Here is a 25,489-nt window from a genome sequence, read left to right on the forward strand (position 1 = left end):
TGGAGCAAATATGTCTGTAACCATTCATCCCAGTGCTATCGTCGATGAGGGGGCTCAAATCGGCGAAGGTTCTCGAGTTTGGCATTTCGTGCACGTATGCGGTGGAGCCCGGGTTGGTAAGAATGTGTCCATGGGCCAGAACGTGTTCATTGGAAACAAAGTAACTATCGGTGACAACTGCAAGATTCAGAACAATGTGTCGGTATACGACAACGTCCATCTTGAAGACGGCGTGTTCTGTGGCCCGAGCATGGTATTCACAAACGTATACAACCCTCGTTCTCTGATTGAGCGCAAGAGTGAATATCGCGACACACTCGTGAAGAAGGGTGCAACCTTGGGTGCCAACTGCACGGTAGTGTGTGGTGTCCAAATTGGTGAGTTTGCGTTTGTCGGTGCCGGTGCAGTCATCAACAAGGATGTACGTCCCTATGCTCTGATGGTCGGCGTGCCGGCGAGGCATATTGGCTGGATGAGCGAGTTTGGTGAGCAGTTGGATTTGCCCCTTACAGGGGATGCAGAAACTGTTTGTAGCCACACCGGCGACAAGTATGTTCTGTCCGGTGGTGTGCTTTCAAAGGCCTGACCGGGTTCAGGTGACAACACTCATTGTGAATATCAGCGAATTTCGCAGCTAGAAAAGGTTATCGTCAATATGCAATTCGTAGACTTGGCTGCCCAACAGGCAAGAATCAAAGAAAAGCTTGATGCCAATATCCGGAACGTTCTTAGTCATGGAAAGTACATCCTCGGGCCGGAGGTCGCTGAACTCGAAGAAAAGCTGGCCGCGTTCGCGGGTACAAAGCACTGTATAACGGTAGCTAACGGTACAGATGCTTTGCAGATTGCTCAGATGGCTCTTGGCGTCGGCCACGGGGATGAGGTGATAGTGCCGGGGTTTAGCTATATCGCAACTGCTGAAACTCCTGCGGTGCTTGGCGCTAAGCCAGTGTATGTAGATGTAGACCCGAAGACATACAACCTGGACGTCAGCAAGCTTGAGGCAGCTATCACGCCACGTACGAAAGCGATCATTCCTGTATCACTGTACGGACAGTGTGCTGACTTTGACGCTATTAATTCAATCGCAGATAGGCATGGGATCCCTGTTATCGAGGATGGTGCGCAGAGCTTTGGTGCAACATACAAAGGGCGGAACTCCTGTAACCTGAGTGCCATTGGCTGCACGAGCTTTTTTCCGTCTAAACCTCTGGGTTGCTATGGTGACGGTGGGGCAATTTTTACCAATGACGAGGAGTTGGCGGTTGTTTTGCGCCAGATTGCTCGACATGGGCAGGACCGTCGCTACCACCACCTTCGTGTTGGGGTTAATAGCCGCTTAGATACGCTTCAGGCAGCAATCCTTTTGCCTAAGCTGGAAATCCTTGCTGAAGAAGTTGAATTGCGTAATCAGGCCGCGCAGCGGTACACGCAATTATTTGATGATGCGGGTATCGAAACAACGCCATTTGTTGAAGCCCATAATGTCTCCGCCTGGGCGCAATATACCCTCCAAGTTGAAAATCGCGGAGCAATACAGGACAAACTACAATCCGAGGGTATTCCGACAGCGGTCCATTACCCGATACCTCTGAATAAACAGCCAGCGGTCGCAGATGGCAGTGTCAAGTTACCGGTTGGCGACGCGGTGGCGGAGGTTGTCATGAGTTTGCCAATGCACCCGTATATCACTGAGGAAGAGCAGAAGAGTGTTGTGAGAGCGTTAACGAAGTGAGTGCTCTGAAGTACCGTTCTGACGTCCAGGGATTAAGAGCCATTGCGGTGTTAGCTGTGATGGTTTTTCACCTGAATCCGTCTTGGATGCCCGGCGGTTTTATCGGGGTCGACGTGTTTTTTGTGATCTCCGGCTTTTTGATTACGTCGATTCTGATAAAGATGAAAAATCAGCCCGATTTCAGTCTGGCCGGTACTTTGAGGTACTTTTATACCAGTCGTTTCAAGCGAATCGCACCCGCTTATTTTGCAACGCTTCTGGTAGTGACACTTGTCGCTGCGACACTTTTTCTGCCCTCTGATTTTGCGACGTACAAAAATGGTCTGGAAAAGGCTGCGTGGTTTTTCAGTAATGATTATTTTGCCAATTTCGGAGATTACTTTGCTCCATCCAGCCATGAACAGCCACTACTGCATACATGGTCATTGGCGGTAGAAATACAGTTTTATCTGCTGGCACCTTTGCTCATTCTGTTATTGTCCCAAAAGTATGTTAAGTGGGTACTGGCTGTCCTTTTGGTTGGCTTCGTTCTGTTGTCAGAGTATAGGTTACGAGTTACGGGGGTTGAACAGGCAACGTATTATAGCTTGTACGCTCGGTTACCAGAATTCTTCGCAGGTTGCCTGGCGGCGTTTTACCAATCCGATTTCCGGCGGAAATCCATACCCGGAGGCGGGGCGCTGGGTTTGCTTTTGATTATATCAGCAGCTTTAGCCCAACCTTCGCTGGGACATTTCCCGGGAATGCCGGTTTTAGTGCCTATTGTTGGCAGTGTTTTACTTCTGATCTCCAGCAAAGAAACAATCGCGAGCAAAATTCTTTCCACCAAGGCGCTTCTGTGGATAGGTACATTGTCATATTCCCTGTACCTGTGGCACTGGCCCGTACTGGCCTTTATCCGATACTTCACGGGTGCTGATGTGCTGGATATAACATTCACTCTTTTGTTTGTTCTGATGACTTTTGGCTTGTCGATGATTTCTTATTATTGGGTGGAACGCCCACTGAGATCACGGACCACGGGGAAAAAGCAACTTGTGGGATGGGCCATATTAGTGGCTGCTATGTTGGGAACGTCGCAAACTATGGCCAAGGTCAATGACGCTTTTAGTCCCCCATTGCTCGATATCGAGTACCGCCGATATGCCGATCCTGCAACAATCTGCCACGGAAAAGTGATTTCAGATTGCATTCGCGGTGATAAGCTGAGCTCGCGGGAAATACTGGTTCTCGGTGATTCTCATGGGGCAATGCTTAATTCTTTTTTTGATGCGGTCGGCAAAGATTTTGAGTTCAAGGCGAGGGTGATAACCGCTAGTGGTTGTTTAACAATACCCGGCTTCGATTACTGGCGTATCGCAGAGTGGGCTCAGAATGATTGCATAAGGCAGATCAAAGAAGGGGAAAAGTATATTGGCGAGGTTTCTACCGTGGTGTTGGTTGGTAAATGGCGCTATCACGTTCCCAATTCGGAGTTTATGGAAGCGTTGTCGGACTTTTTAAAAGTCATGGATTCGAATGGGAAGTCCGTTGTCATTTTGTCCCAGATCCCAATGTTTACCCAGAGTGCTCTCAGGGCTAGGCGGTTCAAAGCGTTGGGTACGGACGGAAGTCTGGAAAAGGACCCTGCTTACCTGTCTGCTAATAAGAAAGTCGAAGCGTTGGTTGCAGAATATGCCAATGCTCGATATGTCGATTTAAGCAATCTTCCGCTCTTTGATGACGCCCCCTTCTATCATAACAATTTGATTTACAAGGATCGGCACCACCTTAACGAAGTAGGGGCTCAGGCTTATGCGCAGGATGCTATACGTTATCTGTCAGGTCCTGAAGGGAGTTCATCGGCGTTTTAAGGTGCTCCCCTTTTGCCGAGAAAGTGGTAAAGCAGGACGAGTATAGCTCTAAGTGTTGAGGCAAAGCAGAACTTCCGTGTTGAAAAGACTTTCTGAACATCGCTTTTTTAGGGCTGTGGTGACACTTGCGTCTGCGAGTGCGGGAGGGCAGTTGATAATGCTGGCGGCCATGCCGCTGCTTACTCGACTGTACGCTCCGGATGCCTTTGGAGTTTTCTCGGTATTTGCTTCAGTCATGGGCGTTGTCCTGGTCATATCCAGTTTAAGGTATGAATTGGCGGTTCCCTTGCCAGGAGCACGCAGAAGTGCTCTGCAGCTGCTTTTGATTGCTCTGGTAATCAATGTTTGCATTTCGTTAATTGCCACAGTTGCAGTTGCCGTGTTTCGCTTTGAAATTGCGAGTTTGGTTGATACACCGTTACTAGCGTCCTATTTATGGCTATTGCCACTGGCGATATTGAGTGGCGGCACCTTCAAGGCGTTGAATTATTGGGCAATTCGCAGCAAGGATTATCGCAAAATTGGTGTTACCAAACTGACTCAGGCTTGTTCGAATGTAACTGTTCAAATTCTGGGTGGAGTTTCCGGTTTAGGGGCTTTCGGGCTTATTCTGGGTCAGATTTTGGGGCAGTCCGCTGGAATAACCCGGTTGGCTAAAGGGTTGAGCTTAAATGAGCTAAGGGAGGGGTTTAACAAACTGCGCTCAATGGCTTTGTTTACGCGATACAGTAACTTCCCCAGGTATGATGCGCCCGCCGCAGCGGTTAACGTGTTGAGCGCTCAGCTTCCGAATGTTGCCATGGCGTTACTGTTTGGGCCAGCAGCAGCAGGCTTTTATTATTTGGCAGATAGGGTCTTGGCGGTCCCGATGAGCATCGTAGGCCAGGCTGTGGGGCAGGTCCTGTTCAGCCAGGCAAGAGAAGATTTGGCGTCGGGGGCATTATTCAAGCGGGTTCTGGGATTGTTGTTAGGGTTGTCAGGGCTGGCTTCCGCGATTTGTTTGGTGGTCACTCTAATTGCTGAGCCTGCTTTTGTTTTTATTTTTGGTGACGGTTGGAGGGATGCAGGGGTTTTTTCCAGTTGGTTGATACTGGGGTTGTCTGTTCAATTTTTATACTCTCCACTATCTACTGTGCTGATGGCGACCAATGGGCAGTTGGTCAACCTTTCTATCCATACTCTTCTTTTGCTTCTCAAATTTTCGGCTCTATATGCTGCGTTTATCTTGGACAGTCAGCTAATTGCAGTTCAATTAATCTCTGGCGCGATGTTCCTGGGTTACGGGGTCGGTATTTTTGTGATTGTGTATCGGGCGCGCGGATATCGTCGTGAGGGTGTTTCTTGAAGTTAGTGTTTCCGAACTTTGACCATGCTGCGTTAAAGCTATTTTACTTTGTGAGTCTGGTGCTTTTTCGCCTGTCTCTGGATTTCACGTACCTCTTTGTGATCGCCCCAGTCTATAGTTTCATGGGGTTTGGGGTTGAGTTCGATGTGGGCACGTACCTGCTGTCCTGGGCCGGTTTCCTGATTTTTTATCCCTTTCTTCCCGTGGTATTAGAGCGCTTGAGCGACGTCATACTCTTGCTGGCATACCTGACATTCTTGACGCCACTCAGCAGTTTCTATGGGATGACGGACGTTTCGGCGTTTCCATTTTTCGTCTCAACGCTATCTTTCTTTACGTTTTTGGTGCTGACGAGAAAGCCGGTTCTCAATGTGGTTCCTCAGGTTGTATACCTTCGTGAGGGGAGATCGATAGTTAAACTTGTTTCGCTCTTGCTTTTGGCGTTCCTGGTGAGTTGGTATTTCGCTAGCGGTGCGGTTCGATATATTAACTTCGATTTTTCAAAGGTATACGAGTTCAGGGAGTTGTCGGCAGAGGTAGCTAATGTCGGATTTCTGGCATATCTGAATTCTTGGATTTACCAAGTGGTGAGTATATTCCTCTTAGCTGTATGCCTCTGGGAACGAAAATATTTCTTCGTTGCCTGCCTGTTCTTGGTCCAAATATTTTTCTTTGGAGTAACGGGTCATAAATCTCTGCTTTTCTACCCCTTTCTTGTACTTGGGGTCTGGTTCTATTTTAAGCGAACCTCAAGTGCTCTATGGTTGCCCACTCTTTTGTTAGGACTGGTTTTCACAGCTACGGCTACCTATTTCCTGATTGACAATATCTGGCCAGTTTCTCTTTTTGTAAGGAGAGCTTTGTTTATTCCTGCGTCCTTAACATACGACTATTTTTCATTTTTCTCAGTTAATGATTTTGTGTTTTGGGGAAACTCAGTTCTCTCTTCGGTAGTTGAGTATCCTTACTCTAAGAATATTGCCCCAATGATAGGTGAATATAACGAGCTAGGTGGAAATGCAAACAATGGTTTTGTATCTAACGGCTACGCTCATGCGGGTTTGGTAGGGGTATTTATCTACACGGTTATATTCTCGGCTTTTGTGCTGCTACTTGAGAAATTTACAGAATATTTTCCGTTATGGTTTTCTGTAGCCATAACGGTGATCCCGATTCGTTCGGCCATTATTTCTTCAGATTTGCTCACGGTTATTCTTACTCATGGGCTTCTCTTGACACTGATTTTTGTTCTTTTATTCAGGTTTGGGAAGCCATCGAGGCAGCGCTAACGTTTCTGTTTACCTCCTGGAAGCCGTTCCGAAACTTAATTATTGAGATATAGCGAAAATACCTTATGAATGTTGCCCATTTAACCTCTGCTCATCCGCGCTATGATACCCGTATTTTTCTCAAGGAGTGCGTATCGTTAGCGAGCAATGGTTACGCCGTCGCCTTGGTAGTTGCCGATGGCAAAGGCGATGAAAACGTAGATGGCGTGTCCATATATGATGTGGGGTCGTTTTCAGGGCGTTTCCAAAGAATACGGCTCGGGCCAAAACGGGTCCTGGAAAAGGCCATCGAACTGGATGCGGACGTGTATCATATGCACGATCCGGAACTCATTCCGATCGGCCGTGCACTGCATAAACGTGGCAAACGGGTTGTATTTGATGCCCATGAAGATGTGCCCAAGCAGTTGCTGGGGAAGCCCTATCTCAACAAACCTGCAAGATGGTTGTTGTCAAAAACCTTTTCCGTATTTGAACGTTATGCCTTGCGAAAATTTGATGGTGTGGTGACTGCAACCCCCTACATTCGCGATAAGTTCCTGGCAATGGGTTTTCATTCTCTCGATATAAACAACTTCCCTCTGTTGGGGGAGCTTTCTTCTGGCGATCCAGATTGGTCGAACAAGAAGGCTGAGGTTGCTTATGTTGGAGGGATTGCCCAGATTCGGGGAATTCTGCAAGTTATTGAAGCTATGGGGGATACCCGCTCCGAAGCGCGCCTACAGCTGGCTGGAAAGTTCAATGCAGCGGCAGTTGAACAAGTTGCAAAAGAAAGTGAGGGGTGGCGTCAGGTTGATGCTTTAGGGTTTGTAAATCGGGAGCAAGTCAGGGATCTCCTGAGCCGTTGTGTAGGTGGCCTGGTTACTTTCCTTCCATCTCCTAACCATATCGACGCCCAGCCCAATAAGATGTTCGAGTACATGAGTGCTGGTGTTCCCGTGATTGGGTCCCACTTCCCTCTCTGGAAGGAAATCATAGAGGGGAATGAGTGTGGCATCTGTGTGGATCCTCTGGACCCTGTTGATATCGCCAAAGCCATCGATTACTTGGTTACGCATCCTCGTGAAGCTGAAGTAATGGGGCGAAATGGCCAGATTGCGGTTCAGGAAAGGTATAATTGGGGCATTGAAGAGAAGAAGCTCCTGAATTTTTACGAAAAGCTTAAGTGAATCTACTATGCAGAAGATCCTGACCATTATCGGTGCCCGCCCTCAGTTCATTAAGGCAAGTGTGGTGTCGCGTGCAATTCAGCAAGCAGAGGGTATCGGTGAAATAATGCTGCACACTGGTCAGCATTTTGATGCCAATATGTCCGATGTGTTTTTCAATCAGCTTGGCATCCCTCGACCAGATATCCAACTGGATATTCACGGGGGGAAGCATGGAGAGATGACTGGGCGGATGCTCATTGAGATTGAGCAGGCTCTTGCGGAGCACGAACCTGACAGGGTTCTGGTTTATGGTGATACCAACTCCACGCTTGCTGGAGCGTTGGCAGCGTCAAAGCTCCATATCCCGGTAGCCCATGTTGAGGCCGGCCTGAGAAGTTTCAACATGGATATGCCAGAAGAGATCAATCGAATTCTGACTGACCAGGTCAGCGACGTACTGTTCTGCCCAACCACAACAGCTGTTCAGAACCTCGATAAGGAAGGCTTTGGAAATAAACCAGCCAAGGTACTGCAAGTTGGTGATGTGATGCAGGATGCTGCTCTGCTGTTTGCGGAAAAAGCCGCGCCCCCTGTCTCGGATACTGCTCTTCCCGACAAATTTGTATTGGCGACGCTGCACAGGGCTGAGAATACCGACGATCCTGTGAGGCTTGAGCAGATCGTACATGCGCTCAACCTGGTCCACGAAGAGCAGGCACCTGTCGTCCTCCCGATTCACCCGCGTACCCGTAATCTGATTGCAAAACAGAATCTAGATCTCAAAGTACGTGTCATTGATCCCGTCGGTTATTTCGAAATGGTTTGGTTATTGAACCATTGTCAGTTGGTGTTGACCGACAGCGGAGGCGTTCAGAAAGAAGCGTTTTTCTTTGGTCGGCCGTGCGTGACGATGCGTGACCAAACCGAGTGGGTGGAATTGGTTGATGAAGGCGTCAATGAGCTGACCGGGGCCGACACTGCGCGGATAGTGGGTGCTGTTAGTCGCAATCTTGGGCGCCGGGTGGTCGATACAAATCAACTTTATGGGGGCGGTCAAGCTTCGAAAAGGATCGTTGAAGAGCTGAAAGCGGCAAGGTAATGGCAAAAACTATCTGGATCATAAATCAGTATGCGTCTACGCCTGAGTATGGTTATGCGGGTCGCCACTACTACCTTGGGCGGGAATTAGCGAAGCTCGGCTTTAACGTATACCTCATTACCTCTGCTGCTCATCACTTGTTAAGGGAAAAACCCGTCTTTGATTCCAAATTCCATTTTGAGAAGGAGGGCGGGCTAACAGTCGTGTGGGTGAAAATGCCCGAATATTCGGAGGCGCATAGTCAGGTAAGGGCCCTCGGATGGTTCCTTTTCCCTTGGAGAATTCAGTCTTTAGCCAAACGAATAAAAGATCGTCCTGACGTAGTCTTATGTTCATCTCCCTCAATTTTTTCATTTTGGGGCGCTAAGCGGTTAGCTCGGAGATTTGGTGCACGGCTAATGTTTGAAGTACGAGACATCTGGCCGCTGACCTTGACTGAAATTGGCGGACATTCTCGGTCCCACCCATTTATTCGGCTGATGCAGAAAGTTGAAGATCAGGCTTATCGTGATTCTGAACGTGTGATTTCCAATCTAAAAAATGCAGTTGAGCACATGGTCGAGCGCGGAATGGAACCGAGGAAGTTTTCCTGGATCCCGAATGGGTTTTCACGGGATGAAGTAGAGTCGGAGGTTCCTCTGGATAGCAGTGTTCTGGATCAGTTACCTGAAAATAAATTTGTTGTTGGGTACACGGGCACCATAGGTGTGGCAAACGCTCTCGACACACTGATTGACGCGGCAGCTCTTCTGCGAGAAGAAGGGGATATCGTATTTTTGGTCGTGGGAGGCGGTAAGCAAAAGCAGGAATTACAGTCCCGGGTGGACGCAGAAGGACTGAAAAACATTTGCTTTATTGATCCGATTCCGAAGGTTCAGATTCAGGCAATGTTATCCCATTTTGATGTGTGTTACCTCGGATGGTTGGACGATCCTCTATACCGGTTTGGGATTGGTGCCAATAAAATTCCTGAGTACCTTTACGCGGGAAAGCCTGTACTGCATGCCTATTCAGGCAGTTGTGACCCTATCGCAGAGGCCAGCGCTGGTGTTTCCGTTGCAGCGGGACAGCCGGATAAATTAGCCGCCGCTGTAATGGAACTCTATGAAATGTCAGCCAGTGACCGCGATGCCCTCGGGAAAAACGGGCACAATGTAGCAATGGAAACATATGAGTACGGTCACCTGGCTAAACAACTCCGGGACGTCATGTTTTCGGAGGGTGTGACGTGAACGTATTGCTGACCGGCGCCACGGGATTTGTTGGCAAGGCACTGGCGCGGGCACTTCGCGATGATCCGAAGTATACGCTCACCTGTTCTGTCAGAACCGAATCGTCGGAAGTGCCCGGAGTGAAAGTTGTAACCGGCGATATTTCTGGCGTAACAGATTGGTCAACAGCGCTCCATAATCAAGATGTGGTGATTCATTCTGCTGCACATGCTCATGTTATGGATGACGACAAGAGCGATTCGCTTGACGCCTATCGCCGAGTTAACGTCGAGGGAACGCTTCGGTTGGCTCGACAATCGGTGGAAGCCGGTGTGCGACGTTTTGTTTTCATTAGTTCTATAAAGGTTAATGGAGAGCAGACGCGGCCTGATTGTCCCTACACGGAGGAGGATGTTCCCGCACCAGTCGATGCTTGTGGGTTGTCTAAGCTGGAGGCGGAGACAGCGCTACTGGAACTTGGCAGAAGGTCTGGGTTGGAAGTTGTCATCATTCGGTCACCGTTGGTTTATGGTCCAGGCGTAAAGGGAAATTTCGCCTCATTAATCAAGTTAGTTGATCGGAGCGTTCCTCTGCCACTGGGTATGGTCAACAACCAGCGCTCATTGGTGGCATTGGCGAACCTTGTGGACCTCATTATTCTATGTGCGGACCATCCGGCGGCGGCTAATGAAGTATTTCTGGCAGGCGATGGGCAGGATCTTTCAACAACCGAGTTGTTACGAGCGGTTGGCGAGGCCTTAGGGCGGTCCCCAAGATTGTTGCCCGTACCCGTAAGTATCTTGAATCTGGGTGCGCGATTAATGGGCAAAAAAGAAATGGCTTATCGAGTGCTGGGGTCGCTTCAGGTTGATATATCAAAGGCCCGTAATCTTTTGGGGTGGAAGCCTCCGGTTACGCCGCAGGGCGGGCTTGAGCAATGTTTTGAGCAGGAGAATATAGAGTGATCCGTGCCTTTGATTTTTTCTTCTCTCTGGTGGGGCTGGTGGTGGGATTTCCAATCCTGATCGTTCTGCTGGTCGTCGGTTTTTTTGATACAGGGTCGCCAATCTTTACTCAGCAACGTGTTGGGCGGAACGAAAAACCATTTACCTTGGTGAAGTTCCGTACTATGAAAAAGGGGACGGCGTCCGTTGCCAGCCATCTGGCAAGTGCCGATTCGATTACTCCCTTTGGACAGTTCCTTCGCCGAACTAAACTGGATGAATTACCGCAACTCTGGAATGTGTTGAAGGGCGAAATGAGCCTGGTCGGCCCGAGACCTTGCTTGTTCAATCAGGAAGAGTTGATTAGTGAAAGGAAAAGGAGGGGCGTTCTGGCTGCGCGCCCGGGCATTACGGGGCTTGCACAAGTTAATGAAATCGATATGTCGACACCGGCTTTACTTGCGGAGACCGATGAGAAAATGCTGCAGTCGCTGGGGGTCAGGGATTATTTCCGGTATATCGTTCAGACAGTATCGGGAAAAGGTGCAGGGGACCGTGTGCGCCGCTGATGACGGCACCGTTTGCCAGAATTGGAATGCTTGGTAGAGGCAATTGTTTTGAAATCAGGTTTGATCAGCAAAATTATCAGTCTATCCAGGCCAGCTAAACGCGCAATATCTGTTGTGACGGATTTGTGCTTGCTCTCGCTGGCTATATGGGCTGCCTTCGCGTTGCGTTTCGAGAATCTTAATTGGTGGCCCGACAGTAAGCAGTTGATGGTTTCAGCGCTGACAATAGTGCTGACAATCGCAGCTTTTATTAAATTGGGCCTTTATCGGGCCGTTATTCGTTATCTGAGTGAACATGCATTTCTAGCGATTATGCTTGGAGTGGCGTTTTCGGGGATTTCGCTCATCGTATGTGGTTTCCTCTTTCAGGCGTTAGTTCCGCGTTCGGTGCCTGTAATCTATGGCGCCTTTGCTTTCCTGTTGGTGGCGGGTACACGCTTCACAGTGCGTGCTGTCATCGAGCAGCGTGGACGTAAGGTGAAAGATGGTGTTTTGATAGTCGGTGCCGGCCCCAAAGGCCGGCAGTTGGTATCCGCGTTGTCGCAAGGCACTGAATATCGGCCGGTTGGTTTTATTTCGACTGTGGATTCTAATCATAAATCCTTGATAGGGAACTTGCCGGTATTTTCGATTGATCATATTGAAAGGGCTGTGCGAGAACTGGGAGCTTCCAGGGTACTGCTTGCGCTGGAGGATTCGGTGCCCGTCAATCGAAAAGACCTGATGAAGGTTCTGGAAGCTTTATCAGTCCCTGTACAGACGGTACCGTCAATGTCTGAACTCGTTGCGGGTTTGGCCAGGATCAATGACATTCGTGATCTGGAGATTGAAGATCTCCTGGGACGAGATCCGGTGCGGCCGGACACAGCGATGGTTTCCTCAAGCTTGTCCGGTAAGGCTGTATTAGTCACCGGTGCCGGCGGTTCCATTGGCTCTGAGCTCTGTCGCCAGATTCTGCGACACAAACCGAGCGCTCTGGTGTTATTTGAACAGTCTGAGTTTTCACTTTACTCGATAGAGCGAGAACTCAAGTCGATTAACCAGGTTGAAGCTCTCGGTGTATCTTTACATGCCGTTCTCGGAAGTGTGACGCACCGTCGACGTTGTGAGGCTGTGATGAAAGCATTTGGTATTCAAACTGTATACCATGCCGCAGCCTACAAACATGTTCCGTTGGTAGAGCATAACGTTATCGAGGGGGTCCAGAACAACGTATTTGGAACTCTCCACGTGGCCGAAGCCGCGATTGCGACGGGCGTTGAACGTTTTGTCCTCATTTCAACCGACAAAGCCGTACGACCGACGAACGTGATGGGGGCATCCAAGCGCATGGCGGAACTGGTTCTGCAGGGCCTGGCCAAGCGGCAGCGTGAAACTGTTTTTTCAATGGTACGGTTTGGCAACGTGTTGGGCTCTTCAGGGTCTGTGGTCCCGTTGTTTCGCGACCAGATTCGTGACGGTGGCCCTGTTACGGTTACCCATCCGGATATTATTCGTTACTTCATGACCATACCCGAAGCCAGTCAGTTGGTACTTCAGGCTGGCAGTATGGGGCAAGGCGGTGAAGTGTTTGTGCTGGATATGGGGGAGCCGGTAAAAATTGCCGATCTCGCTCGTAAAATGATCCATCTGATGGGCCTTGAAGAAAAAAATGAGGACAATCCAGATGGTGAGATCGAAATCATTTTTTCCGGCCTTCGCCCTGGTGAAAAGCTGTTTGAAGAGTTGCTTATAGGTGACAATCCGCAGGGAACGGCACACCCGAGAATTATGATGGCGCGGGAAGTTTCGTTGCCGTGGAGCGAAGTTGCTGAATTGTTAGAAAGCCTCTCTCGTTCGAGCCAGGCTTTTGACTGTGGGGCAGTCATTGGTTTGTTGAAAGAGGCTCGGACAGGGTATGCACCCAATGGCGAGCTTGCGGATCTGGTTTGGTGTAATAGCGGGAGTCATAAGCCAGAGGTGCCGAACGATAGCAATATCTTTCACCTGAAGTAGAGTCTCTAGTTCAGGAATTTGTTTTGTAGGGTTGCTGTGAATCTGGACCACGGTGCTCAAAGTTTTTGGGGCTATAAAAGCCCCATATTTTTGGAGGTAAAATGAAAAAAATCGCGGTTGTCGGCCTTGGGTACGTTGGTCTGCCTTTGGCAGCGGCATTCGGTGAAAAGCGTGACGTGGTGGGCTTCGATATTAATGCGAAGCGCATTAACGAACTAAGGAAGGGTATCGATTTCACACGTGAGGTGTCCGGTGAAGAACTGGCGGCCGCCAAGGGACTGTCATTTTCCGAGACGGTAGAGGGCATTTCAGAGTGTCAGATTTATATCGTAACTGTTCCAACGCCCATTGATGAATTCAAGACGCCCGACCTTACTCCGCTGATAAAAGCCAGTGAAACGGTTGGTAAGGTACTGAACAAGGGTGACATTGTTATCTATGAATCCACAGTATACCCGGGAGCTACCGAAGAAGTTTGCGTTCCGGTCCTGGAGCGCGTTTCTGGCCTGACGTTCAACTCAGACTTCTACGCGGGTTATAGCCCTGAACGTATTAATCCGGGCGATAAGGAACACCGGGTAACGACCATCAAGAAAGTTACATCCGGCTCTACACCGACTATTGCTGATGAAGTGGATGCCCTGTACGCAGGTATCATTACAGCTGGGACCCACAAAGCCAGCTCTATTAAAGTGGCCGAGGCCGCGAAGGTTATTGAGAACACTCAGCGAGATCTGAACATTGCTCTGATGAATGAACTATCGATGATCTTTGCCCGGTTGAATATCGATACTCATGAAGTGCTGGCGGCTGCGGGCACTAAATGGAATTTCCTACCATTCAAGCCAGGCCTGGTTGGCGGGCACTGTATTGGTGTCGATCCTTACTACCTGACCCACAAGGCGCAGGCGATCGGCTACCACCCTGAGATTATCCTTGCCGGGCGCCGTGTCAATGACAACATGGGCCCTTATGCTGCTGCAGAGCTAGTTAAAGCTATGATCAAGTCTGGGAAAGCGGTTGCGAACTCGAAGGTTTTGGTCATGGGACTCACGTTCAAAGAGAACTGTCCAGATCTGCGCAATACCCGGGTTATTGATGTCATCAAGGAGCTCGAGGATTATGGCTGTTCAGTAGATGTCACTGATTGTTGGGCAGATGCGGCTGAAGCAGAGGAGGAATACGACATTGCACTGAAAGCTTCTCCCGATGTAAGTGCATACGATGCCTTGGTCCTTGCTGTACCTCACCAAGAGTATGCCGGAATGTCTGCGCAGGAGCTGCGTGGTTATCTTAAGCCCGACGGCGTCTTGTTTGATTTGAAAGCTGTTTTGCCCCTGGGGGATGCGGACCTTAGGCTGTAAATCCGACCGGCCAGTTCGAATCTTGATGGTAAATTAGAGAACTAATATCAAAATTACCGGTTCCTTTTCATATGTTTAACAACAGCTCCATTCTGGTTACAGGCGGTACGGGTTCTTTCGGCCACACCTTCGTCCCGATGCTTCTGGAAAAGTACAATCCGAAGAAGGTAATCATCTTCTCCCGAGATGAAATGAAACAGTGGGAGATGGCCAAGAAGTTCGCGGGGGATCAACGGGTCCGCTTCTTTATTGGTGACGTTCGTGATAAGGACCGTTTGTACCGCGCTCTTGATGGTGTCGATTACGTAGTCCATGCCGCTGCCACAAAGATTGTGCCTACGGCTGAGTACAACCCGTTTGAATGCATCAAGACCAATATCAACGGCGCGATGAACCTTATCGATGCCTGTATAGACAAGGGGGTTAAACGGGTCGTTGCTCTCTCTACGGACAAGGCAAGTAGTCCAATTAACCTCTACGGAGCCACGAAACTCGCCTCGGATAAGCTATTTGTATCCGGAAACTCCTACGCTGGCGGACATGAAACACGATTTGCTGTCGTGCGGTACGGCAATGTCATGGGTTCTCGGGGCTCGGTTATTCCCTTTTTTATGTCGGTTAAAGACAACGGAGTTCTGCCCATTACCGACGAACGTATGACCCGTTTCATGATTTCCCTGGAAGAGGGTGTGGAACTGGTCTGGCATGCGTTTGAAGATATGGAAGGTGGCGAAATTTATGTCAAGAAGATCCCATCCATGAAGGTGACGGATCTTGCCCGTGTTGTTGCCCCGGAAGCTTCCCACGAAATTGTAGGCATCAGGCCGGGAGAGAAGCTCCATGAGCAGATGATTGGTGCTGAAGATTCTTATTACACCTACGAGTATCCGGAGCATTTCAAGATCTTGCCTGCTATCCACGATTGGAGCGCCGATGCGGCGAGGATCAAGGATGGGAAAAAGGTTCCGGAGGGGTTTGTCTACTCCAGTGACAACAACACCGAGTGGATGAAGGATGAGGAGTTGCAGCGCTGGATTGATGCCAACCGGGAAAAAATCGGGAGTATCTGATTGATGATCCCATACGGGCGCCAGGAAATTACCCAGCAGGATATTGATGCTGTTGTTGACGTTCTGAAATCGGATTTTCTGACTCAGGGACCGAAAGTGCCTGAGTTTGAGGCGAAAGTCGCCGAACATGTGGGCGCCCGCTTCGGTATCGCGGTGAACAGCGCAACCTCGGCATTGCATATTGCGTGTGCCGCTTTGGGGTTAGGTGAAGGGGACTACCTGTGGACGTCCCCGGTAACGTTTGTTGCTTCTGCAAACTGCGGGCTTTATTGCGGTGCCCGGATCGACTTCGTAGACATTGACCCTCGCACCTATAACCTGTGTCCGGATGCCCTGGAAAAGAAGTTGATCCAGGCTCGCTCTGAAGGGCGCCTGCCAAAGATCGTTGTGACGGTTCATCTTTGCGGCCAGTCATGCGACATGGAGAGGATCAAAGCGCTTTCTGACGAATATGGGTTCCGAATCGTCGAAGACGCTTCCCACGCCATTGGCGGTAAATATCAGGGTGAGTTCGTCGGCAACGGGCGATACAGCGATATTACGGTCTTTAGCTTTCATCCCGTCAAAATTGTAACGACCGCTGAAGGCGGCCTTGCAGTCACCAACAATCCGGATTTGGCCAGTAAGATGGAGTTACTGCGTAGCCACGGCGTGACTCGAGATCCTGCGCTGATGACACATGAGCCGGATGGTCCCTGGTATTACCAGCAGGTCGGCCTTGGATTTAATTATCGGATGACGGAACTTCAGGCAGCCCTTGGCGTTAGCCAGATGGAGCGGCTTGATGACTTTGTGTCGCGCCGCCATAAGCTGGCCCGGCGGTACGATGAACTCTTGGCTGATTTGCCGGTGGTAACGCCATGGCAGCATCCGGATTCCTATTCGGGTCTGCACCTCTATGTGATACGTCTCAAATTGGGTGAGCTTGGTGTGAGTCACCGTCAGGCCTTCGAATCTCTGAGGGATCAAGGCGTCGGAGTGAATTTACATTATATTCCGGTTCACACCCAGCCATACTACGAGTCCATGGGGTTCTCTGCAGATGATTTTCCGGAGGCAATGCAATATTACCGTGAGGCCATTAGCATCCCGATGTTTCACGGTCTGACGTTTGAGCAGCAGGACGAAGTGGTCGAAGCTCTCAAGCGAGCACTGACTTTATGAAGCTTGCGATCATTCCTGCAAGGGGAGGGAGCAAGCGAATCCCGGGAAAGAATATCCTGGATTTCTCCGGCAAACCGATGATCGCCTGGTCGATCGAAGCTGCACTGGAAAGTGGGTGCTTTGATGAGGTGATTGTCTCCACGGACGATGAGCAAATTGCTGACGTAGCTCGCTCATTTGGAGCAACTACGCCCTTTAGAAGGCCGGATAGCCTCGCTGACGACTACACCGGCACCCTGCCGGTTATCAAGCATGCTGTTGAGTGGTTCTTAGCGACAGGTAAGCCGGTAGATCGGGCGTGTTGTATCTATGCCACTGCCCCTTTTATCACTGCGGCTGATATTCAGAAAGGTGAGCAAACGCTGCTGAAGTCTGGCGCCAGTTATGCGTTTTCTGTGACAACCTACGCTTTTCCAATCCAGAGGGCACTCCGGCTGCTTGAAGGTGAACGCATTGCCATGATGGACCCTCAGCAATTTTCTACACGTTCTCAGGATCTGGAAGAAGCATGGCATGATGCCGGTCAGTTTTATTGGGGGACGGCTGAGGCGTGGCGAGCGGAGCGGGTGATATTCGGACAAGACTCTGTTGCTGTGCCGATTCCCAGGTATCGCGTTCAGGATGTTGATACGTTGGAGGATTGGGAATCTGCTGAGTATCTGTTTGACGCTGTCAGGGCTCGGTCGAGGAATAACTGAAGTGGCCAGGTTCGGTTTCCGTGTGGATGCGTCATCACAGATTGGTTCTGGTCATGTTATGCGTTGCCTCACATTGGCAGACGTTTTGATGGAACGGGGCGTGACATGTCTCTTCATCATGAGAAAGCATCCAGGTCATCTGCAACAGCAAGTATTGGATAGTGGGCATGATGTCATCATGCTTCCCGAACCCTCCGTGCTTGCTGAAAACGATAACGCTGATGAGTCTTCAGCCCATGCTTCCTGGTTGGGTGTAGGCTGGGATACAGATGCTCGGGAAACTCTTGAATCTATTGCTTCAGATACACTCGACTTTCTTGTCGTCGATCACTATGCACTGGACTATCGTTGGGAATCCTTTGTTTCGCAATCGGTCGGTCATTTGATGGTCATTGATGATCTTGCGGACCGTAAACACGAATGCGATGTTCTGTTGGATCAGAATCTGGGGCGGGAAACCTCGGATTATGGATCGTTAGTACCCTCCGCAACGACAAAGCTGATTGGAGCTCGCTACGCTCTTCTACGCCCCGAATTCAAACTCGCAAGGCGGCGCAGTCTGGCAGCGAGGACGCACCGAGAGCCCTGTTCGCTATTCGTGTCCATGGGGGGCGTGGATCGCGAGAATGTTACAGCCAACGTACTGCATATAATTGAGGGTATTGCTGAGCTTTCCGGGTGGAATGTAACAGTTGTTTTGGGAAGCGCTTGCCCTCATGTGGCGTCAGTCAGTGGTTTGGCAGAGACTATGAGTTTGAAGACTCGGGTCATTGTGAATGCTGGCAACATGTCAGAGCTAATGACGGAGGCAGATTTGGCCATCGGTGCTGCCGGTGGCTCCGCCTGGGAGCGCTGTTGTTTGGGATTACCCGCTTTGTTGGTTGTTATGGCCGAAAACCAGAGGCAGGGGACGCACTCCCTTGAGTCTCTGGGAGCGGCGCTATCGGTAGGGGCTCCATATGAAATCGGCGGGACACTGGCTCCTTCGCTACGACAAGCCCTTGTACCGGGTGAGTTGGCCCGTATGAGTGGGATTGCTGCAGGTGTATGCGATGGCAATGGGGCTGACAGGGTCGTTGATGTTCTGATGAAGGCGATAGCATGATGCAAAAACGGCTGCGCCCTATGAATCGGGAGGATTTGCCTCAGGTACTTAATTGGCGTAATCACCCGGATGTGCGCCAGTTCATGTATACAAGCCACGTCATTACTCCAGAAGAGCATGCCCGATGGTATGCCCGAATGAGTTGCCAGGAAGGGATCTGGTTATTGATATTTGAGGTTGGCGCAGTGGCAAAAGGCTTCGTCAATATCTCGAGGACGCGATGTCAGCATGTGGCAGACTGGGGTTTCTATCTTTCACCGGACTCGGAGAAAGGTACGGGAAAGCTATTGGGGCGCGCAGTACTTGAGTATGCATTCGATGAACTGGGGTTACACAAGCTTTGCGGACAGGCACTGGGATTCAATGAGCGCTCAATTCGGTTTCATGAGCGGCTTGGCTTTAATCGCGAGGGTGTTCTCCGTGATCAGCATTGTGATGGGAACGGCTTCCATGATGTTGTTTGTTTTGGACTGCTCTCTTCAGAGTGGCGATGTGGTAATAGACAAAGGGAGGGCCATCAATGACTGACTCTAAAATCGTTATCAATGGTCGTGAGATATCTCAGGCGCAGCCTCCGTACGTGATCGCAGAATTGTCGGCGAACCACAATGGCAGGTTGGAAACCGCCATGCAGATTATTGACGAAGCTGTTAGAGCGGGAGCGGATGCTGTCAAGCTCCAAACCTACCGACCAGATACGATCACTTTGAATTCGGACGCACCGGATTTCAGGATTGAAGGCGGCTTGTGGGATGGGCGAACACTTTATGAGCTCTATGAAGAAGCTCATATGCCGTGGGAATGGCATAAGCCTCTTTTCGAGCATGCAAAAGAACGCGGAATTACTATTTTCAGTTCACCGTTCGACCGAACTGCCGTAGATCTGCTGGAAGATTTGGGGGCCCCTGCCTATAAGATTGCCTCGTTTGAGGCGGTGGATCTTCCGTTGATCGAGTACGTTGCCAAAACTGGAAAGCCGATGATTATTTCCACTGGCATGGCTGATGCCGAGGAAATTCAGGAGGCAATCGACGCCGCGAAGGGTGCTGGCTGTACCCAGTTGGCTATCTTGCACTGCGTGAGTGGCTACCCTGCACCTGCTGAGGATTACAACCTGCGAACGTTGGTTGATATGCAGCGGAGGTTCGGTCTGGTGATGGGCCTGTCTGACCACACACTCGATAACACTACCGCGATTGCAAGTGTTGTTCTCGGCGCATCCATTATAGAGAAACACTTTACTCTTGATCGCTCTGGCGGTGGTCCGGATGACAGCTTCTCTCTTGAGCCTACGGATATGTTGGCGTTGTGTCGGGACAGTAAAACTGCCTGGAAAGCGTTGGGGCAGGTGGATTATGGAAGAAAGTCGAGTGAGCAGGGTAACGCCCAGTTTCGACGATCTTTGTACTTTGTGAATGATATTGCCGAAGGTTCAGTGATCAAACCGGGTGATGTGCGGAGTGTCAGGCCCGGGTTTGGTTTGCCTCCCAAATTTTTAAACAAGGTTATCGGCAAGGTCGCCACACGTGACCTCAAACAAAACACCCCGGTAAACGAAGACGACTTCTGTTGATCCTTTAAATAAGGATTGTTCCGGGCAAACAAGGATGTTCGTCCATGATCGAAATTAACCACCATGGCGCCACCACCGGCGTCACCGGCTCCTGCCATGAGCTCACGCTTGGTTCTGGCACCGACAAGTCCGGTATCCTCATAGATTGTGGCCTGTTTCAGGGGCAGGAGGAGGGGCGCGATGGCAGTGCCTCAGATCTCGCGATCGGTTTTCCCATTGGCCACATCAAGGCATTGGTGGTTACCCACGTCCATATCGACCACGTGGGCCGTATTCCATACCTTTTGGCCGCAGGATTTGACGGCCCTATTTATTGTTCGCAGCCCTCCGCCATCATGCTTCCCGAGATTCTCGAAGATGCGCTGAAAATTGGATTTACCCGCGATCGCAGGCTCATTGAAAAGTTCCTGGACCTGATTCGTTCCCGACTGGTTCCGCTTCCATACAATCAGTGGCAAAGGGTATTTTCCGATCACTCGTCACTGGATATCAGGCTCCAGTCTGCTGGGCATATTCTGGGATCGGCCTATATTGAGTGTGATGCGGTTTCCGACGGGGTGGGGGAGAGAATAGTCTTCAGCGGCGACCTGGGAGCCTCACATTCCCCTTTGCTACGGGATGTTGTATCTCCTGAACGGGCTGACCGGTTAGTCATTGAAAGCACCTACGGCGACAAGAATCACGAAGATAGGGAAGGCCGGCGTTTCCGTCTCAAGAGTATTCTGAAACACGCTTTGGCCGATGGCGGAACGGTCCTGATACCGGCGTTCAGTATTGGTCGAACGCAGGAGTTGCTCTACGAACTGGAAGGACTGATCCATCAATTTGGCAGTCAGCCGGTTGCTCCTGAGCTGCCTTGGCGGGACCTCGAGGTTGTAGTGGATTCGCCGTTGGCTGCAGATTTCACGCGAATTTACAGGGACCTCAAGCCCTTTTGGGACAATGAAGCCCTGAGCTTGGTGGCGAAAGGGCGCCATCCGCTGTCATTTGAGCAACTGACGGTCATTGACTCCCACCAGGACCATTTGAACGCAGTTGAGTATCTTGCCAGGTCTCACCGGCCATGCGTTGTGTTGGCTGGTTCCGGAATGTGTGCCGGTGGTCGTGTGGTGAACTATCTGAAGGCATTGCTGGGTGATACACGTAATGATGTCTTGTTTGTTGGCTATCAGGCGGCGGGCACTCCAGGGCGGGACATACTTTCATACGGGCCAAAGGGAGGATGGGTAGAGCTCGATGGCGAGCGCTATACTATTCAGGCTGGTGTGCATCAGGTTGGGGGCTATTCGGCTCATGCAGGACAGTCTGATTTAGTCAGGTTCGTGTCTGGAATAGACGTTCTCCCGCGGGAAATCCGGTTGGTTCATGGAGATACCAGTGCCAAACAGGCGCTTAGGAAATGTTTCCAATCACTCGGTTCTACGGACATAATAATTCCAGAGCATTAGGTAAAATAATCTATTCGGCCGGTGCCCCAATAAAAAAAATCAGGGTGAAAGATATGATGGTAGCTGGTGAGGTTCATTATTAACCAAGCGTAAATTAAATAATTTGCCCCATCTTTAAATGTTGTTTATTATTACCTCGACTTTTGGTCAAATTCCTATTTTATTTTTTAAAACCCTTCATTGATTAAGGTTTTAATTCCATGGCAAAGATTAACGATTACTACCAGAAAAAACAGCTTATGGAAAAGCTTGCTGCAGAGCTGGAACAGCTTGAAAAAGACCAGGCTCTGAAAGGCGAACTGGAGTTTGAAAATAAAGTTCGTGATTTGATGAAGGAATATGATAAATCACCGAAAGACGTACTGCAGATTCTGTCCGCGATTGATCCTTCTATCGGTGGCGTCAAGGTTGAAGCAGCGGCGGGTACTCGCGCCAAGCGTCCTATGAAGACCTACAAAAACCCGCATACTGGCGAGGTTGTTAAAACTCGTGGCGGTAACCACAAAACTCTGAATGAGTGGCGTGAGAAGCACGGTAAGGAAGCTGTTCAGAGCTGGCAGCAGGATTAATATCCTTAGCGTGTAACGGTTTTAAAAGGCCCGGCATTTGCCGGGCTTTTTTATGATTGAAATACGATCACGCGATTTCGGCCGGCTTCTTTCGCTGAGTAAAGAGCATTGTCCGCCTGTTGCATCCATTGCATGTAGTTTTCGGGTGTGTCTGTTAATTGAGCAATACCCATGCTGATGGTGTATTGAATATTGCCTGCGGTTGTATCCACAATGCTCTGTTCAATTGATTCCCGAATGCGTTCGCAGATGATACTGGCGCCCTCGGCATCCGTCTCCGGTAGAATTATCCCGAACTCCTCACCGCCATAACGTCCAGCACTGTCTGATTGTCGGAGATTATGTCGAGTCAGGTGCGCTGCATGTTTTATGACTTCATCACCTGCGAGATGTCCATAGGTATCGTTTACGTTCTTGAAATGATCAATATCGAACATGACCAGTGATGTGGTGTGTCCATATCGGCGATATCGCTCATATTCAGCATCCACCAGGTTTTCCCAGGTTCCCCGGTTCTGAAGCCCGGTCAGGCGGTCGGTCATGCTGAGTTTCGCCAGTTGCTCATTGGCCCGTTCCAGGGCCCGCTTGCCGGTAGCGATGTCCGTGACGTCATACACCATCAGGCACACTTTCTCGACCTCCCCGGTACTTCCGGAGAGAGGGCTGATGGTCAGGTTCTGGAACATATAGGCTTCGGTGCCTGTGATTGGTCGGGTGTTCCGGAACCTGAACAGGTAAGGGCGCTGCTCCCAGGAGGTAAAAGCACGGGTCTTCAGCATGGCAACCGCATCGACCTTCCGTGTCAGCCAGGCTTCAGGGATGTCTGGAAAAACATCAAACAGGACCTGATCACGGATTTTGCTGGCGGTAATGCCGCTGTGATTTTCCATAAAGCCGTTCCAGGCCTGAACCCGGAAATCCAGGTCCAGTACCACCAGGCCAACCTCAACCGATTCCAGCATGTCGGCCAGCCAGTGGAATTCGTTCAGTTCGGTGTGAGTCATCGGCATAGGATCAGTCCGTAAGGTATTCGAGGCGTTGTTCCAGGTAGGGTACCGAGTCTTCCGTTAACAGCACGAGCATATCGCATTGAATGTTGCGATCTTCAAGCTCATAGCTGATTTCTATACAGAGCAGTTGCTCATCCCGGCCGCTGTGATGTTCCAGCAGTTCGTTAATCTGGCGATGTTGTCCGAGTACGGTTGGGTGGCCCAGCCCGAGTTTGAGATCCAGTTGATCGCCGATCCCTTTGAGAAATGCCCCAAACAGAATGCTGGACATGTCCATAAGAACTTCGACATTAACCGCTGCTCCCTCCACGGAGTCGTAGTGCAACATTTCCGCCATTTCGCCGAAGCTGGCGTCTGCAAAAAGGAGTAAGGCTTCCCCTGCGATGCCTGCCCCGGTAAAGCCCTGGCAGACCGCAGAGTATGTATCGTCTTGCTGGGCAGCGGATATCGCCATGTGCAGTTCGGAATTTGCAATAAAGGCGACCTTGGGAATCGGTTGTTTAACAAACACCCTGAGCAATCGAGCGAGGAGATCTGACGATCGTCCCATGGCTACGTTGGATATTTCCTGAAGATAGTCATTCAGGGGCACTGAAATCTCGGCGGAATGGCTGCCCCGGTTATCTTTCAGCGCGCAGTCATTCAGCGCTGAATCTTCAAGGTCACTCGGACTGTAGAATCCATACTCCCTGAGCAGGGAGAGTACGATGCCGGTTTCAGTAGGCTTCTTGATGAAATCGATGGCGCCAAGTTTCTGAACGCGTTCACGGGCCTCAGGCTGGATATCGCCTGACACCACGATGGTGAGAACCGGAAGATCTTCCTGGCGTATGATCTCGAGTACCTGATAGCCGTCAATCTCCGGCATATTCAGGTCTAGAAACAGAAGCTCGGCTTCATGACGCCTCAGCTTGTCGAGGGCTTCTCTTCCGTTTTCTGCAAACTGGATATTGGCTGCAAGAATGTCTGGTAAAGCCCTCGCCATCTGTTTTCTGGCAAGTGCGGAGTCATCGCAGATAAGAATGCCGGTGGTCATGCGTGTTGCCGTGCCGGGTGAGTGGTCAATATGAAAACCTGTATTCAATAAGCAGCAAAGTATAACAGTGGCTGCATTCATGTACACATAGGCTACATCACGTATTCACTGATCAACGTCTGCGTTGCTCTATCGGCTTCTTTTCTGTGAGTAAAGTCAAACTTGGCTCACGATTAATCGTTTGTCACCAGTGAATGTGATGATATTCACGCTATTGGCTGCGTTGCCTCAGATATAGTGCATTTGTGGCCAACAGGAAACATTGAGTAACAAAAAGAAAGGCCGCCCGCCAGACACGGTAAAACCAAGAATAAGCCTGCTGGTGGAAGAGTCGGGCGTCGGAAACGGACTCTAACAACACTAATCAGAGACATTTGCTATGAAGCAGCATGCGTATGGATACGCTGCCCTGGTCATTTCCTGTCTGGGTATGGCGCCCGTTGCCCTGGCAGAACTCAGGCCCATTTCGGATGAAGCCATGGGCGATGTGACTGGGCAGGCATTTATGCAGGTCGAGAATATTCCGGGGCCGAACCACGAATTTACCCGCATGACTCTGGGCGTGGATGTGCAAACCCGGGTAAATATCGACGACATCCAGGCGGGCACTATCAACGGTGGGTCGGATTTTTCCGCTACTTACGTTGCGCTTGGCCATATTTCCAGAGATGGGACGACCGTCCAATACGACGGCAATACCTATGCCGAGGGCGAGACGGTTCCTTTCGAAGCGGTTCAGCCCTACATCGAACTGGCAGAAGATCCCACGGGCCAGGAATTGGCTGGTTTCCGGATGGGGTTCCAGCAAGCACGGGGATCGGTCTCGTCGGTTACCTCCAGTTTCAGTGGTAATATTGGTGTCACACTCGTGGACGGTGCCGGAGTATCTCACGCGGCGACGCTGTTTGATGCCAATACCCAGGCAACGGACTATCGAGCCACCCACATTGGCATTAATGATGGCTCGGCTGACTGTTCAGCGGGGACCAACTGCGCCCCTCTGAGCCATCTCCAGTCGATCATCGTGGGCACCGACAATGGTGATGGTACCACCGGGTATACGGATGACTTCTTTATCGGATTCCAGCGTGAAGATGTGGAGTGGCAAAGCCCGGATGGAGCGAATGTCATCAATGCAGGGCAGGGTGTCTATATCAACCTGCCGAGCAGCATGCAGGTAGACCTCGGACAGCTGACGAGCAGTAATGGTATTTCCCGGCTACGCACCCATCAGACCGATTTGGGGGCGAAGCTGTTTTAA

At 50.3% G+C, this 25,489-nt stretch carries 23 protein-coding genes; 21 read left to right on the forward strand and 2 right to left on the reverse strand.

Going from position 1 to position 25,489, the window contains the following annotated elements; translation table 11 throughout:
• Positions 1–10: 10 nt before the first annotated feature.
• The 20 genes from FWJ25_RS04740 (at position 11) to FWJ25_RS04835 (ending at position 22,182) form a co-directional block, all read left to right on the forward strand.
• The gene (locus FWJ25_RS04740) at positions 11–586 is read left to right on the forward strand and encodes an acyltransferase (protein ID WP_149599124.1); all 576 of its coding nucleotides are present in this window, start codon (positions 11–13) and stop codon (positions 584–586) included.
• A gap of 69 nt (positions 587–655) precedes the next feature.
• Positions 656–1,735 (forward strand): DegT/DnrJ/EryC1/StrS family aminotransferase, encoded by a 1,080-nt coding sequence (locus FWJ25_RS04745; protein ID WP_149599125.1) that lies wholly within the window; start codon positions 656–658, stop codon positions 1,733–1,735.
• On the forward strand, positions 1,732–3,588 hold the full coding sequence (locus FWJ25_RS04750) for an acyltransferase family protein (protein ID WP_149599126.1): 1,857 nt from the start codon (positions 1,732–1,734) through the stop codon (positions 3,586–3,588). The genes FWJ25_RS04745 and FWJ25_RS04750 overlap by 4 nt, the downstream gene beginning before the upstream one ends.
• Positions 3,589–3,664: 76 nt before the next feature.
• The gene (locus tag FWJ25_RS04755) at positions 3,665–4,933 is read left to right on the forward strand and encodes a lipopolysaccharide biosynthesis protein (RefSeq protein WP_149599127.1); all 1,269 of its coding nucleotides are present in this window, start codon (positions 3,665–3,667) and stop codon (positions 4,931–4,933) included.
• Complete coding sequence (locus FWJ25_RS04760; RefSeq protein ID WP_149599128.1) at positions 4,930–6,222, forward strand: hypothetical protein; 1,293 nt, start codon at positions 4,930–4,932, stop codon at positions 6,220–6,222. Before FWJ25_RS04755 ends, FWJ25_RS04760 begins: the two co-directional genes overlap by 4 nt.
• Positions 6,223–6,287: 65 nt before the next feature.
• Positions 6,288–7,391, forward strand: coding sequence for a glycosyltransferase family 4 protein (locus FWJ25_RS04765; RefSeq protein WP_149599129.1), 1,104 nt, complete (start codon positions 6,288–6,290; stop codon positions 7,389–7,391).
• Between the two features lie 7 nt (positions 7,392–7,398).
• Positions 7,399–8,472 (forward strand): non-hydrolyzing UDP-N-acetylglucosamine 2-epimerase, encoded by a 1,074-nt coding sequence (gene wecB, locus FWJ25_RS04770; RefSeq protein WP_149599130.1) that lies wholly within the window; start codon positions 7,399–7,401, stop codon positions 8,470–8,472.
• On the forward strand, positions 8,472–9,704 hold the full coding sequence (locus FWJ25_RS04775; protein WP_149599131.1) for a glycosyltransferase family 4 protein: 1,233 nt from the start codon (positions 8,472–8,474) through the stop codon (positions 9,702–9,704). The genes wecB and FWJ25_RS04775 overlap by 1 nt, the downstream gene beginning before the upstream one ends.
• Complete coding sequence (locus tag FWJ25_RS04780) at positions 9,701–10,648, forward strand: UDP-glucose 4-epimerase family protein (RefSeq protein WP_149599132.1); 948 nt, start codon at positions 9,701–9,703, stop codon at positions 10,646–10,648. The genes FWJ25_RS04775 and FWJ25_RS04780 overlap by 4 nt, the downstream gene beginning before the upstream one ends.
• Entirely contained in the window at positions 10,645–11,196 is a 552-nt protein-coding gene (locus FWJ25_RS04785; RefSeq protein ID WP_149599133.1) for a sugar transferase, read from the forward strand. The genes FWJ25_RS04780 and FWJ25_RS04785 overlap by 4 nt, the downstream gene beginning before the upstream one ends.
• Positions 11,197–11,256: 60 nt before the next feature.
• A complete protein-coding gene (locus tag FWJ25_RS04790; RefSeq protein ID WP_188093578.1) occupies positions 11,257–13,191 on the forward strand; it encodes a polysaccharide biosynthesis protein in 1,935 nt (644 codons plus the stop codon).
• A 101-nt stretch (positions 13,192–13,292) separates the two neighbouring features.
• Entirely contained in the window at positions 13,293–14,555 is a 1,263-nt protein-coding gene (tviB, locus tag FWJ25_RS04795; RefSeq protein ID WP_149599134.1) for a Vi polysaccharide biosynthesis UDP-N-acetylglucosamine C-6 dehydrogenase TviB, read from the forward strand.
• A 71-nt stretch (positions 14,556–14,626) separates the two neighbouring features.
• Positions 14,627–15,625: a UDP-N-acetylglucosamine 4,6-dehydratase (inverting) gene (gene pseB / locus FWJ25_RS04800; RefSeq protein ID WP_149599135.1), complete on the forward strand. Its 999-nt coding sequence runs from the start codon at positions 14,627–14,629 to the stop codon at positions 15,623–15,625.
• A gap of 3 nt (positions 15,626–15,628) precedes the next feature.
• Positions 15,629–16,789 (forward strand): UDP-4-amino-4,6-dideoxy-N-acetyl-beta-L-altrosamine transaminase, encoded by a 1,161-nt coding sequence (pseC, locus tag FWJ25_RS04805; RefSeq protein WP_149599136.1) that lies wholly within the window; start codon positions 15,629–15,631, stop codon positions 16,787–16,789.
• On the forward strand, positions 16,786–17,487 hold the full coding sequence (gene pseF, locus FWJ25_RS04810) for a pseudaminic acid cytidylyltransferase (protein WP_149599137.1): 702 nt from the start codon (positions 16,786–16,788) through the stop codon (positions 17,485–17,487). The genes pseC and pseF overlap by 4 nt, the downstream gene beginning before the upstream one ends.
• 22 nt (positions 17,488–17,509) lie before the next feature.
• Positions 17,510–18,592, forward strand: a complete 1,083-nt coding sequence (gene pseG, locus FWJ25_RS04815) for a UDP-2,4-diacetamido-2,4,6-trideoxy-beta-L-altropyranose hydrolase (protein WP_246166681.1) — start codon at positions 17,510–17,512, stop codon at positions 18,590–18,592.
• On the forward strand, positions 18,589–19,116 hold the full coding sequence (pseH, locus tag FWJ25_RS04820) for a UDP-4-amino-4,6-dideoxy-N-acetyl-beta-L-altrosamine N-acetyltransferase (RefSeq protein ID WP_246166660.1): 528 nt from the start codon (positions 18,589–18,591) through the stop codon (positions 19,114–19,116). Before pseG ends, pseH begins: the two co-directional genes overlap by 4 nt.
• Positions 19,113–20,165 (forward strand): pseudaminic acid synthase, encoded by a 1,053-nt coding sequence (gene pseI, locus FWJ25_RS04825; protein WP_149599139.1) that lies wholly within the window; start codon positions 19,113–19,115, stop codon positions 20,163–20,165. The genes pseH and pseI overlap by 4 nt, the downstream gene beginning before the upstream one ends.
• A gap of 44 nt (positions 20,166–20,209) precedes the next feature.
• Positions 20,210–21,613, forward strand: coding sequence for an MBL fold metallo-hydrolase (locus FWJ25_RS04830; RefSeq protein WP_149599140.1), 1,404 nt, complete (start codon positions 20,210–20,212; stop codon positions 21,611–21,613).
• Positions 21,614–21,813: 200 nt separating this feature from the next.
• Positions 21,814–22,182 carry a histone-like nucleoid-structuring protein, MvaT/MvaU family gene (locus FWJ25_RS04835; RefSeq protein WP_149599141.1) on the forward strand — a complete coding sequence of 123 codons (369 nt, stop codon included), beginning with the start codon at positions 21,814–21,816 and terminating at the stop codon, positions 22,180–22,182.
• Positions 22,183–22,232: 50 nt separating this feature from the next.
• On the opposite strand, the gene FWJ25_RS04840 is transcribed toward FWJ25_RS04835, so the two are convergent.
• Positions 22,233–23,192 carry a sensor domain-containing diguanylate cyclase gene (locus tag FWJ25_RS04840; protein WP_149599142.1) on the reverse strand — a complete coding sequence of 320 codons (960 nt, stop codon included), beginning with the start codon at positions 23,190–23,192 and terminating at the stop codon, positions 22,233–22,235.
• Positions 23,193–23,196: 4 nt separating this feature from the next.
• Entirely contained in the window at positions 23,197–24,228 is a 1,032-nt protein-coding gene (locus FWJ25_RS04845) for a response regulator (RefSeq protein ID WP_149599143.1), read from the reverse strand.
• A 379-nt stretch (positions 24,229–24,607) separates the two neighbouring features.
• Between FWJ25_RS04845 and FWJ25_RS04850 the strand changes: the two genes are divergently transcribed.
• Complete coding sequence (locus FWJ25_RS04850; RefSeq protein ID WP_149599144.1) at positions 24,608–25,489, forward strand: hypothetical protein; 882 nt, start codon at positions 24,608–24,610, stop codon at positions 25,487–25,489.

Origin of the sequence: Marinobacter salinexigens (assembly GCF_008370345.1) — a bacterium.
Taxonomy (GTDB): Bacteria; Pseudomonadota; Gammaproteobacteria; order Pseudomonadales; family Oleiphilaceae; genus Marinobacter; species Marinobacter salinexigens.

What these genes read in the sequence shown, in the direction of transcription:
- FWJ25_RS04740 (WP_149599124.1), top strand. Translation starts at nt 11, where the DNA reads ATGTCTGTAACCATTCATCCCAGTGCTATCGTCGATGAGGGGGCTCAA.
- FWJ25_RS04745 (WP_149599125.1), top strand. Translation starts at nt 656, where the DNA reads ATGCAATTCGTAGACTTGGCTGCCCAACAGGCAAGAATCAAAGAAAAG.
- FWJ25_RS04765 (WP_149599129.1), top strand. Translation starts at nt 6,288, where the DNA reads ATGAATGTTGCCCATTTAACCTCTGCTCATCCGCGCTATGATACCCGT.
- wecB (WP_149599130.1), top strand. Translation starts at nt 7,399, where the DNA reads ATGCAGAAGATCCTGACCATTATCGGTGCCCGCCCTCAGTTCATTAAG.
- FWJ25_RS04775 (WP_149599131.1), top strand. Translation starts at nt 8,472, where the DNA reads ATGGCAAAAACTATCTGGATCATAAATCAGTATGCGTCTACGCCTGAG.
- tviB (WP_149599134.1), top strand. Translation starts at nt 13,293, where the DNA reads ATGAAAAAAATCGCGGTTGTCGGCCTTGGGTACGTTGGTCTGCCTTTG.
- pseB (WP_149599135.1), top strand. Translation starts at nt 14,627, where the DNA reads ATGTTTAACAACAGCTCCATTCTGGTTACAGGCGGTACGGGTTCTTTC.
- pseC (WP_149599136.1), top strand. Translation starts at nt 15,629, where the DNA reads ATGATCCCATACGGGCGCCAGGAAATTACCCAGCAGGATATTGATGCT.
- pseF (WP_149599137.1), top strand. Translation starts at nt 16,786, where the DNA reads ATGAAGCTTGCGATCATTCCTGCAAGGGGAGGGAGCAAGCGAATCCCG.
- pseH (WP_246166660.1), top strand. Translation starts at nt 18,589, where the DNA reads ATGATGCAAAAACGGCTGCGCCCTATGAATCGGGAGGATTTGCCTCAG.
- pseI (WP_149599139.1), top strand. Translation starts at nt 19,113, where the DNA reads ATGACTGACTCTAAAATCGTTATCAATGGTCGTGAGATATCTCAGGCG.
- FWJ25_RS04830 (WP_149599140.1), top strand. Translation starts at nt 20,210, where the DNA reads ATGATCGAAATTAACCACCATGGCGCCACCACCGGCGTCACCGGCTCC.
- FWJ25_RS04835 (WP_149599141.1), top strand. Translation starts at nt 21,814, where the DNA reads ATGGCAAAGATTAACGATTACTACCAGAAAAAACAGCTTATGGAAAAG.
- FWJ25_RS04840 (WP_149599142.1), bottom strand. Translation starts at nt 23,192, where the DNA reads ATGCCGATGACTCACACCGAACTGAACGAATTCCACTGGCTGGCCGAC.
- FWJ25_RS04845 (WP_149599143.1), bottom strand. Translation starts at nt 24,228, where the DNA reads ATGACCACCGGCATTCTTATCTGCGATGACTCCGCACTTGCCAGAAAA.
- FWJ25_RS04850 (WP_149599144.1), top strand. Translation starts at nt 24,608, where the DNA reads ATGAAGCAGCATGCGTATGGATACGCTGCCCTGGTCATTTCCTGTCTG.